8 protein-coding genes are annotated in these 10,174 nt (G+C 64.7%); 5 read left to right on the top strand and 3 right to left on the bottom strand.

Annotation, left to right across the window (positions count from 1 at the left end; translation table 11 throughout):
* Nucleotides 1-260 precede the first annotated feature (260 nt).
* Together DES43_RS17395 and DES43_RS17390 are read left to right on the top strand one after the other, a co-directional pair.
* On the top strand, nucleotides 261-464 hold the full coding sequence (locus DES43_RS17395; RefSeq protein WP_133675848.1) for a hypothetical protein: 204 nt from the start codon (nucleotides 261-263) through the stop codon (nucleotides 462-464).
* Between the two features lie 17 nt (nucleotides 465-481).
* Nucleotides 482-1,381, top strand: a complete 900-nt coding sequence (locus DES43_RS17390; protein ID WP_035031492.1) for a LysR family transcriptional regulator — start codon at nucleotides 482-484, stop codon at nucleotides 1,379-1,381.
* Nucleotides 1,382-1,388: 7 nt separating this feature from the next.
* Here DES43_RS17390 and ade read toward each other — a convergent pair whose 3' ends face one another.
* From ade to DES43_RS17375, 3 genes are all read right to left on the bottom strand, one after another.
* Complete coding sequence (gene ade, locus DES43_RS17385; protein ID WP_133675846.1) at nucleotides 1,389-3,089, bottom strand: adenine deaminase; 1,701 nt, start codon at nucleotides 3,087-3,089, stop codon at nucleotides 1,389-1,391.
* A 106-nt stretch (nucleotides 3,090-3,195) separates the two neighbouring features.
* Nucleotides 3,196-3,882: an ankyrin repeat domain-containing protein gene (locus DES43_RS17380; protein ID WP_035031561.1), complete on the bottom strand. Its 687-nt coding sequence runs from the start codon at nucleotides 3,880-3,882 to the stop codon at nucleotides 3,196-3,198.
* 92 nt (nucleotides 3,883-3,974) lie between these two features.
* Nucleotides 3,975-4,736, bottom strand: coding sequence for a DeoR/GlpR family DNA-binding transcription regulator (locus tag DES43_RS17375; RefSeq protein ID WP_035031486.1), 762 nt, complete (start codon nucleotides 4,734-4,736; stop codon nucleotides 3,975-3,977).
* A gap of 162 nt (nucleotides 4,737-4,898) precedes the next feature.
* Between DES43_RS17375 and DES43_RS23020 the strand changes: the two genes are divergently transcribed.
* From DES43_RS23020 to eutH, 3 genes are read left to right on the top strand one after another with little or no spacing between them, the layout of a single operon-like run.
* Nucleotides 4,899-5,807, top strand: a complete 909-nt coding sequence (locus tag DES43_RS23020) for a phosphotransferase family protein (protein WP_084496605.1) — start codon at nucleotides 4,899-4,901, stop codon at nucleotides 5,805-5,807.
* The gene (locus DES43_RS17365) at nucleotides 5,804-8,263 is read left to right on the top strand and encodes a GcvT family protein (RefSeq protein WP_035031483.1); all 2,460 of its coding nucleotides are present in this window, start codon (nucleotides 5,804-5,806) and stop codon (nucleotides 8,261-8,263) included. The genes DES43_RS23020 and DES43_RS17365 overlap by 4 nt, the downstream gene beginning before the upstream one ends.
* 59 nt (nucleotides 8,264-8,322) lie before the next feature.
* A complete protein-coding gene (gene eutH, locus DES43_RS17360; protein WP_035031480.1) occupies nucleotides 8,323-9,549 on the top strand; it encodes an ethanolamine utilization protein EutH in 1,227 nt (408 codons plus the stop codon).
* The last annotated feature ends 625 nt before the right edge of the window (nucleotides 9,550-10,174 follow it).

Below are 10,174 nucleotides of genomic sequence, written 5' to 3'. Positions count from 1 at the left end.
CCCGAAACCTCGCCAACCCGTGCAAGCTCCTCACCCGTCACAGGGCTGCGCACCACAAGCGTTCCGCCCGAAACCGAAGCCGGCAAAACTCCAAGTCCGCAGAGAAGAGCCGAGGTTTCCTGAGAAAGAGTCATGATATGCACCTTTTCGTTTCGTTCGTGGGGCGTCGTTCCGGTCCGTCAGGACCGCACTGCGCCGATGGTTCCGGCCGGGGCCGCCTGCCTGAATTGTGCCGCCATCCGTTTCAGATCCCTGCGCCCATGGCGGTCACGGATATGCCGGTTGCTGCGGCCGGTCTCGTGTCTGCCTGCCGAAGCTGCCGGGAGGGTGGCGCTGGCGGCATCGCCGGACATGAAGGAATTGGCTGGCACAGGCTTTCCGATCTTTGCGAAGGCAGGCGACTTGATGCGCATCCGGTGCTATATCGCAAAACAAAAGCCATGAATTACATTGAATCCATCTGACATGATGCGGAGCCTGCATGACCCTGTCGCGCGCCCTGATTCCCGACCTTGGCAGGCTGCAGGCTTTCGAAAGCGCCGCGCGCCATGGCAGCGTCACTCAGGCCGGGCGCGAGCTCAACCTGACCCAGAGCACCGTCAGCCGTCAGATCAGGGATCTGGAGGCCCAGCTCGGCGTGCCGTTGTTCGAGCGGGTGCGCCAGCGCGTGGTGCTTTCGGAAGCCGGCCGCAGGTTCCTGCCCGATGCGCGCAAGCTGCTGGAGCAGGGCGAGGCAGCCATGCTGCGCGCCATGGCCGGCTCGAAAGCCTCGCTGCTGCGCCTCGCCACCCTGCCGACCTTCGGCACGCGCTGGCTGATCCCGCATCTGCCGGGTTTCCTGCAGGCCCATTCCGGGGTCGCGCTCGACATCGCCTCCCGTTCGGAGCCGTTCGATCTTGAGGAGCAGGGCTTCGATGCGGCGATCCACTATGGCCAGCCGATCTGGGCCAACGCCACCTGCCGCTACATCTGCCAGGAAGTGATCGTGCCGGTGGCAAGCCCGGCGCTGTCCGGCGGGCTTGCCGTCGAAGGGCCGGGCGATCTGGCGTCACTCCCGTTGCTGCATCTTGCCACGCGGCCGAAAGCATGGGCCGACTGGTTCCGCCAGACCGGTGTCGAAGCGGCATCGTCCTTTCAGGGGCATCGGTTCGACCAGTTCACCATGATGATACAGGCGGCGACCGCCGGCCTCGGCGTGGCGCTGCTGCCGCTCTACCTCATCGGGCCGGAACTGAAGGCCGGGCAGTTGCAGGTCGTGCTCGACGTGCCGCTGCCGACCGAGAACGGCTATCACTTCGTCATGCCCAACGGGAAACTGGACCACCCCGTCGCCAACGAGCTCTACCGCTGGATCGTCGGGCAGGTGGACGCCCCGGACTGAGTGTCGATCAGGTGCCGATCAGCTCGAAGCGGTCGACATCGACAAGCCCCTTGTCGGTGATCTTGAGATGCGGGATGACCGGCAGCGCGATGAAGGCCAGTTGCAGGAACGGTTCCTCCAGCGTGGAACCCAGCGCGAAGGCCGCGGCGCGCAGCGTCTTCAGTTCGTCGCGCACCGTCTCGTAGCTGGCAAGGCTCATCAGCCCGGCAACGGGCAGGGCCAGTTCGGCCATGACCTTGCCATCCTGTACGACAACGAAGCCGCCCTCGATCTCTCCGAGGCGGTTGGCGGCCAGCGCCATGTCTTCGTCCGAGCAGCCGACGATGCAGATATTGTGGCTGTCATGGCTGACCGTGGAGGCGATGGCGCCGGAGCGGAGGCCGAAGCCGTGCACGAAGCCGGTGGCGATGTTGCCGCTTCTGCCGTGCCGCTCGACCACCGCGACCTTGACGACATCGTTGGCAAGGTCGATCTCGACGCCGTTTTCGCCGACTGGCAGGTCGAACTCGAGATCGCGGGTGATGATCTTGCCGGGAACGATGCCGATGGTGCGCGTGCGGCCGCTGTTGGAACGGGCCCGGAAATCGGTGGCGGCGACGCGCCGCGCTTTGACGCTGTGACGGCCAACGGGCGCGACGGGCCTGCGGGCGGCAAACAGGTCGTCGCTGACGATGCGCCCCGCCGACAGCACCATTCCGGCGCGGCAGTCTTCCAGGCTGTCGAGCACCACGAGGTCGGCGCGCCAGCCCGGCGCGACCAGACCGCGGTCCCTGAGTCCGAAGGCGCGGGCGGCCGAGATGGAGGCGGCGCGGTAGATGGCCAGCGGCTCCACGCCTGCGGCGATGGCGGTGCGGATCATGTGGTCGAGATGGCCCTGGTCGGCAATGTCGAGCGGGTTCCGATCGTCGGTGCACAGAGCGATGAAGGGCGAGTTGCGCTCGGTGATGATCGGCATCAGGGCCGCAAGATCCTTCGACACCGAGCCTTCGCGCACCAGAACATGCATGCCCTTGCGCAGTTTCTCCATCGCCTCCCCGGCGGTGGTCGTTTCATGATCGGTGCGGATCCCGGCGGCGAGATAGCCATTGAGGTCGTAGCCGCGCACCAGCGGCGCATGTCCGTCTATGTGGCGGCCCTGAAAGGCTTCGAGCTTGGCCATGCATTCCGGGTCTTTCGCCAGGACGCCGGGGAAGTTCATGAATTCGGCAAGTCCGATCACGCTGGGGTGGTCGGCCAGCGGCAAAAGGTCGTGAACGGTGAGTTCCGCGCCGGAGGTTTCCAGATGCGTCGCCGGCACGCAGCTCGAAAGCTGCACGCGGATGTCCATGACCGTTTCGGCCACGCTGTCGAGGAAGTAGGTGATGCCGTCCAGACCCAGCACATTGGCGATCTCGTGCGGATCGCAGATCGCCGTGGTCACGCCGCGCGGCAGGACGCAGCGGTCGAACTCGTGCGGGGTGACGAGCGAGGATTCGATATGCAGATGGGTGTCGATGAAGCCGGGCACGACGACGCGGCCTGAAATGTCGATTTCCTTCGTTCCCCTGTAGTCGGCGCAGGTGCCGACGATGCGCTCGCCACAGATGGCGATATCGCCCGAAACCAGTTCGCCGGTCACGAGGTCGAGGAAGCGGCCGCCCCTGAGCACCAGATCGGCGGGCTCGCGCCCCGCGCCCTGGTCGATCATATGCTCAAGCTTCGAGGTCATTGTGCGCTCCGTGATCATGTCGACGGCAAGGTTAGTGCATCGTGTCGCAAAGGGGAATCCGTGTGGGGGCGCTTGCATTCACCAGCGGCATTGCGCCAATCCGGCGTCAGCGTGCGCCGGCCGCTGTGAGCGCCTCCGTGATTTCCGCATAGCCGGCGCTGCGGGCATGCTGAAGCGGCGTCACCCCGTTCGCGTCGGCCAGATTGACGTCGGCACCAGCCTCGATCAGCAGGCCGACGATCTCGCGGTGGCGCGGCCCGCCATTGCCGAGGATGATCGCTTCCAGCAGCGCGGTCCAGCCCAGCCTGTTGACGTGATCGACATCGACGCCGGCCTCGATCAGCGTGCGAACGGTTTCGACATGGCCGCGCTCGGCAGCCGGGATCAGGGCCGTTCCGCCATAACGGTTTGTGCTTTTCAGGTCCGCGCCATGCGCCAGCGTCAGTTTCAGGATTTCCAGATGGCCGCGTGCCCCGGCATAGAGATAGGGGCTGTCCTCGATGGCGTCCTTGGCATTGACGTCGGCGCCCGCCTCGATGAGGGCGCGGGCGGCGTCGATGGCGTTGGCGCGGGTGGCGGCCAGAAGGGCGCTGCGTCCCGCGTCGTCCCTCGCCTCGATGTCCAGCCCGTTGGCCAGCAGCTTGCGGATGCGGGCCGCATCATTGCCGGCGGCGGCGCTGAAAAGTTCGATTTCCTGCATGGATCGTTCCGAGGCGGCAAGGGGGGCGGCGGCAAGGGGGGCGGCGGCAAGGCCGATTGCGAGTGCGAGACAGATCGCAAGGAATTTTCGCATGATTTGCCCCATGCATATGTCGGGGGAGACGCTACGGGATGACCGTGCCTGCCGGAACCGGGAAAATCCTGATACAGTTTCATCCTTCCGTTTCAGGCGCAGACCTTGACGGCGACTTCCGCGCGGTTCAGCGCTTCGGCCAGATCGTCCGGCGGTGCGCGGTTGACGATCATTTCGCCGAAGTCCGACAGCGCGCAGACCCGAACCAGTCCCTTCTGGCCGAACTTGGAGGCGTCGGTGACGACGACCCGCCGCCGCCCGCGCGCCAGCACCGCCTGCCCGAACTGGGCTTCCTCGAGATCGTAATCCATCACGCCGGTGACGGCGTTGACCGCGCCGGCCGAGATGATGGCGTGATCGACGCTGAAGCGGTTGACGAACTCGATTGCCGAGAAACCGAGCGCGGCGCCGCTGTCGCTGCGCAATTCGCCGCCCGCCATGTAGACCTTGTTGCCGTTCACGGTTGCCAGCGTGCGGGCTATGTCGGACGAATTGGTCACCACGGTCAGCCGCCGGTGGTCGAGCAGGGCGCGGGCAAGGATGCTGGTCGTGGTGCCGGTGTCGAGCATGATCGATTCGCCGTCGCGGATGGTTGAGGCGGCAAGCCGGGCAATGGCTTCCTTGGCCTGCCGGTTCTCGCGCATGCGCCGCTCGAACGGCGCTTCGCTGACCGCCGAGGGCAGGCCGATCGCACCGTGCATGCGCACGATGTCGCCGCGTCCGGCGAGCGCCTTGATGTCGCGCCGCACGGTCTCGACGGAGACGTCGAGACGCTGGGCGAGTTCGCTGACGCCGATGGTGCCCTCCTCGCCCAGAAGCGTGAGGATGCGGCCGTGGCGGGGAGAGTAGTCCATCTTGCTGAGCCTCGTGAGTCTGACCGAATTTTACGCATATTGACCGATACTTGAAAATAACTGATCGCATTCGGTCAAAAATACACAATTTCCTGTTGACTTCGTGTCTTTTCGATCCGATCCTTCGACAAAACAAGGCAGCCGAAGGTTGCGGGAGGAAATATGGTGATGGTCCGGAAAATCACGGCCGCGCGATCCGGGCAGATTGCGGGTTTGCCCATCTGGAAAGGCTCCATCGCCATCGAGCCGCTGATGGGCGGTATCAGCAACGAGAGCTGGCTGGTCACCGACGAGGCCGGCGGGCATGTGGTCCGCTTCGGGGAAGATTACCCGTTCCATCATGTGTTGCGCGACCGCGAGTTGATGACGGCGCGCGCCGCTGAGGAGGCAGGCTTCGCGCCCGCCGTGGAGCATGCCGGGCCCGGCGTCATGATCTGCCGTCATCTGCGCGCCAGAACCTTTGGCGAGGCCGATGTGCGCGCCAATATCGGGCGCGTGGCCGAGATCGTGCGCGGTTTTCACCGCAAGATGCCGCATCATGTTTCGGGTCCCGGCTTCATGTTCTGGCCGTTTCATGTCATCCGCGACTACGCGCGTACGCTGATCGGGGGCGGGAGCCGTATGGCGGAGCATGTGCCGGCCTATCTGGAAATGGCGAACGAGCTTGAAGCCGCACAGATACCGCTTCCCATCGTGTTCGGCCACAACGACCTTCTGCCCGCCAATCTGCTCGATGACGGCAGCCGCCTGTGGCTGATCGATTTCGAATATGCCGGCTTCTCCACCGCCATGTTCGATCTCGCCGGTCTTTCCTCCAATTCCGGCTTCTCCCGGGAGGAATCGGAAGAGCTGCTGGGCGTCTATTTCGGCCGCGCGCCGGACGAGGGGCTGAGGCGCTCGCTGGCCGCCATGCAATGCGCCTCGCTGTTGCGCGAGGCCATGTGGAGCATGGTATCCGAACTCCATCTCGATGCGCCCGGCACCGACTACGTCGCCTATACGGCGGAAAATCTCAATCGGCTCGACGCCGCGCTCGACGCCTATCGCACCCAGTATGGATATGGCCGATGATCCACTCCCTGCCCTCCCATGCCCGGATCGTCGTCATCGGCGGCGGCATCATCGGCTGTTCCACGGCCTATCATCTGGCCCGCGACCACAAGGCCGACGTGATCCTGCTGGAGCAGGGCAAGCTCACCTCGGGCTCGACCTGGCATGCGGCGGGGCTGGTGGGACAACTGCGCTCCTCCGCCTCGATCACGCGCGTGCTCAAATATTCGGTCGATCTCTACAAGACGCTGCATGAGGAAACCGGCCTCGAGACCGGCTGGAAGATGACCGGCTGCCTGCGCCTTGCCACAAACGAGGACCGCTGGACCGAATTTCGCCGGCTCGCCACCACCGCGCGCAGCTTCGGCATGGACATGCACCTGATCTCGCCCGACGAGGTCAAGCGCATGTGGCCGCTGATGGACACTTCCGATCTCGTCGGTGCGTCGTGGCTGCCGACCGACGGCCAGGCCAGCCCCTCCGACATCACCCAGTCGCTGGCCAAGGGCGCGCGCATGCATGGCGCAAGGCTGTTCGAGGGCGTGCGCGTCACCGGCTTCGTCATGGACGGCAACCGCATCACGGCGGTCGAGACCAACTATGGCCGCATCGGCTGCGAGAGCGTGGTGAACTGCGGCGGCCAGTGGGCCCGCCAGATCGGCGCCATGGCGAATGTTTCGGTGCCGCTGCAACCGGTCAAGCACCAGTATATCGTCACCGAGAAGATCGACGGCCTTTCGCCCGACACGCCGACGGTGCGCGATCCCGACCGGCGCATCTACTTCAAGGAAGAGGTGGGCGGCCTCGTCATGGGCGGCTACGAGCCGAACCCGCAAAGCTGGGCCACCGGCCTGCCCGGCGGCGATGTGCCCGACCAGTGGGAGTTCCAGCTCTTCGACGACGACTACGACCATTTCGAGCAGCACATGGAGCAGGCCATCGCCCGCGTGCCGGCGCTGGCCGAAAGCGGCGTCAAGCAGATGATCAACGGGCCCGAGAGCTTCACGCCGGACGGCAATTTCATCCTTGGCCGCGCGCCCGAATGCGCCAACATGTTCGTCGGCGCCGGCTTCAACGCCTTCGGCATCGCCTCGGGCGGCGGCGCGGGCTGGGTGCTGGCCGAATGGGTGGTGCGCGGCGAGGCTCCGCTCGACCTGTGGGTGGTCGACATCCGCCGCTTCTCCGGCCTGCACCGCGACCGCGCCTGGGTCGAGGAGCGCACGCTGGAAGCCTATGGCAAGCACTACACCGTCGCCTTCCCGCATGAGGAATATGAAAGCGGCCGCCCGCGCATCGTCTCGCCGCTTTATGAGCGCCTGAAGAAGCACCGCGCCGTGTTCGGCTCCAAGCTCGGCTGGGAGCGGCCCAACTGGTTCGCGCCGGAAGGCATGGAGGCGAAGGACGTCTATTCGATGGGCCGGCAGAACTGGTTCGGCCCGCTCGGCGAAGAGCACAGGGCCGTGCGCGAGAAGGTCGGCCTGTTCGACCAGTCGTCCTTCGCCAAGTTCGAGGTGACGGGCAAGGATGCGGCTGCGGCGCTGGAGCTGATCTGCGCCAACACGGTCGCCAGACAGCCCGGACGCCTGACCTACACGCAGATCCTCAACACGCGCGGCGGCATCGAATGCGACCTCACCGTGGCGCGGCTGGCGGAGGATTGCTTCTACATCGTCACCGGCACAGGCTCTCGCACCCACGATTTTGCGTGGATCGAGGAGCATCTGCCGGCAGGATCGGACGCGCGCATCGCCGACGTGACCGAGGAGCATGGCACGCTGTCGCTGATGGGACCGGCTGCAAGGCTGGTGCTGGAGAGGGTGACCGGGCAAGATGTCTCCAATGCCGCCTTCCCCTTCGGCAGGATCGCGGAGATTTCCATTGCCGGGCATCGGGTGCGCGCCATGCGCGTCACCTATGTCGGGGAACTGGGCTGGGAACTGCATGTGCCGATTGCCGGCACCGGCGAGGTGTTCGATACTCTGATGGCGGCGGGCCGGCCGCACGGCATCCGCCCGACCGGCTACAGGGCCATCGAATCGCTGCGTCTGGAAAAGGGTTACCGAGCATGGGGCTCGGACATCACACCCAACGACAACCCGTTCGAGGCCGGCCTGGGCTGGGCGGTGAAGCTGAAGAAGGACACGCCCTTCATCGGGCGTGATGCCTGCATGGCCGCCGCCGGCAAGCCCCTTCCGAAGCGGCTGGCCTGCTTCACCACGCAGGACCGGCAAGTGGTGTTGCTCGGCCGCGAGACCATCCTGCGCGATGGCCAGCCTGTCGGCTACCTGACCAGCGGCGGCTATGGCTACACGGTGGGGCTGCCCATCGGCTACGGCTATGTGCGCAACGAAGCCGGGGTCGACGACGCATTCCTGTCGTCCGGCGATTACGAACTCATCGTGGCGAACGAACGCTTCGCCGCCACGATCCACATGGCGCCGCTCTACGATCCACAAGGGGAACGCGTGAAAGCCTGATCGGAAAGGGCGTCGATAAAGTCTGCCGGCGCGGCACGCGCAACTGGGAGGTAAGGCAAATGGCTTCTATCGGAACTTTCGTCATCTACATCATCATGGTGTGCGCCGTCGCCGGCGCCATCGCCTCGATCCGCGACCCGGAAAAGGGGCTCGGCAAGGAGTTCATCGAGGGTCTGCATTCCATCGGCCCGATCTTCATTCCGGTGGCCGGCATCATGGCCGCCATTCCCTATCTGTCGCAGTTCATCCGCGTCGTGGTCGGGCCGCTGTTCGCCATGATCGGTGCCGATCCGTCGATTGCGGCAACCACGGTGATCGCCGTGGACATGGGCGGCTACCAGCTCGCCGATGCGCTGGCCGGTTCGCGCGACGCCTGGATGATCGCCACCATCGTCGGCTTCACCTCCGGCGCCACCATCATCTTCTCGATCCCGGTGGGACTGGCGATGCTCGCCAAATCCGACCATAAATATATGGCGCTCGGCATCATGTCGGGCATTCTCAGCGTGCCGATCGGCGTGTTCATCGCCTGTGCCATCATTGCGCTGGCGGGTCTCGACATACGGCCCGAAGTCTCGACCACGGCCGAGGCGAGTTACCAGATCGCGCTCGGCCTCGGCGATATATTGCGCAATCTTTTGCCGCTGATCGTGTTCTGCGTGGCCATCGCGCTCGGGCTTCGTTTCGCGCCGGATGCCATGATCAAAGGCTTCCTGTGGTTCGGGCGCATCATGTATGCCGGCATCACGCTGGTTCTGGTCGCGTCCATCGTGGAATATTTCACCGGCTTCTTCAGCACGGTGTTCGGCTCGTGGGGGTTCGACCCGATCATCGCGGATGAGCAGGACCAGTTCCGGGCGCTGGAGATCGCCGGCTATATCGGCATCATGCTGGCTGGCGCCTTCCCCATGGTCTATCTGCTCACGAAATATCTGGCCGGGCCGATGCAGGTGATCGGAGCCCGCATCGGCGTGTCTCCGGAAGGGGCGGCCGGGCTGCTGGCCGCCAGCGCCAACATCCTCGCCATGTACCGGCTGGTCGGCAAGATGCAGCCGCGCGACAAGGTGCTGGCCATCGCCTTCGCCGTGTGCGCGGCCTTCACCTTCGGCGACCATCTCGCCTTCTCGGCCAATTTCCAGCCGACGATGATCCTGCCGCTTATGCTCGGCAAGCTGTTGGGCGGTGCGGCCGGCTTCATGCTGGCGGTGTGGCTGTCGGTGCCCAAGGCCGAGGAACTGGCTGTGCTGGATGCAAGGGCGGCTGCGAGCCCGCTGCCTGCCGAGTAGGGGGCAGAATCGCCGGCATGGAACAAGACAGGGCGGCGGGCTTCCCGCCGCCCTCTCCGTTGGAGCACGGACCGAAAACTGTACTCGGTTTTCGGATTATTCCGATGCTCAAACAAAATGTCAGAGCGTCCTTTGTGCGTCCGAAAGGACGCACGGCGCTCTATCGCCCGAAAGTGGGATCCGGTTTCGGGGCAACGACATGCCTAAAAACAGGAATTTTGAGCGCGAGGAGCGAATCCGGAAGATCGCGACGCGCTTTAGATCATTTCATCGTTTCACGGAATCGATGAAATGATCTATCTGCTTGTTATACTGCATTTATGCGACGCCAAATGTTTCCATTTGGCTGCAAAATGCTCCAGGTGCGCTTCCTTGATCCCACTTTTCGCGCGGGCGATGGAGCCGGTGTCGCGGACGGTATTCTCGTCTTCGGAAGTGATCCGCACGCATGATTGTGCCTGTATTGGCGCGCGCTCCAGAACAGGCGGTCAAGGCGTTTCCACGGCTCGGGAAAATGCGGTAATGCCCGGAAACTCGTTTCCGCCCGGTTGCGAGCTTTCCCGATCCATATCCCGCCCAACCCTGAAGCCGGTCGCAATCCCTGGGTTCGCCGGGTTGCACCCCG

Origin of the sequence: Aquamicrobium defluvii, assembly GCF_004363725.1 — a bacterium.
Lineage (GTDB): Bacteria > Pseudomonadota > Alphaproteobacteria > Rhizobiales > Rhizobiaceae > Mesorhizobium > Mesorhizobium defluvii.
Note: the sequence above shows the minus strand (reverse complement) of the source record. Positions and strands in the feature narration are given on the sequence as shown.

Coding starts and splice junctions, on each gene's coding strand:
- ade (WP_133675846.1), bottom strand. CDS start 3,089: ATGACCTCGAAGCTTGAGCATATGATCGACCAGGGCGCGGGGCGCGAG.
- DES43_RS17395 (WP_133675848.1), top strand. CDS start 261: ATGGCGGTCACGGATATGCCGGTTGCTGCGGCCGGTCTCGTGTCTGCC.
- eutH (WP_035031480.1), top strand. CDS start 8,323: ATGGCTTCTATCGGAACTTTCGTCATCTACATCATCATGGTGTGCGCC.
- DES43_RS17390 (WP_035031492.1), top strand. CDS start 482: ATGACCCTGTCGCGCGCCCTGATTCCCGACCTTGGCAGGCTGCAGGCT.
- DES43_RS17380 (WP_035031561.1), bottom strand. CDS start 3,882: ATGCGAAAATTCCTTGCGATCTGTCTCGCACTCGCAATCGGCCTTGCC.
- DES43_RS17365 (WP_035031483.1), top strand. CDS start 5,804: ATGATCCACTCCCTGCCCTCCCATGCCCGGATCGTCGTCATCGGCGGC.
- DES43_RS23020 (WP_084496605.1), top strand. CDS start 4,899: ATGGTGATGGTCCGGAAAATCACGGCCGCGCGATCCGGGCAGATTGCG.
- DES43_RS17375 (WP_035031486.1), bottom strand. CDS start 4,736: ATGGACTACTCTCCCCGCCACGGCCGCATCCTCACGCTTCTGGGCGAG.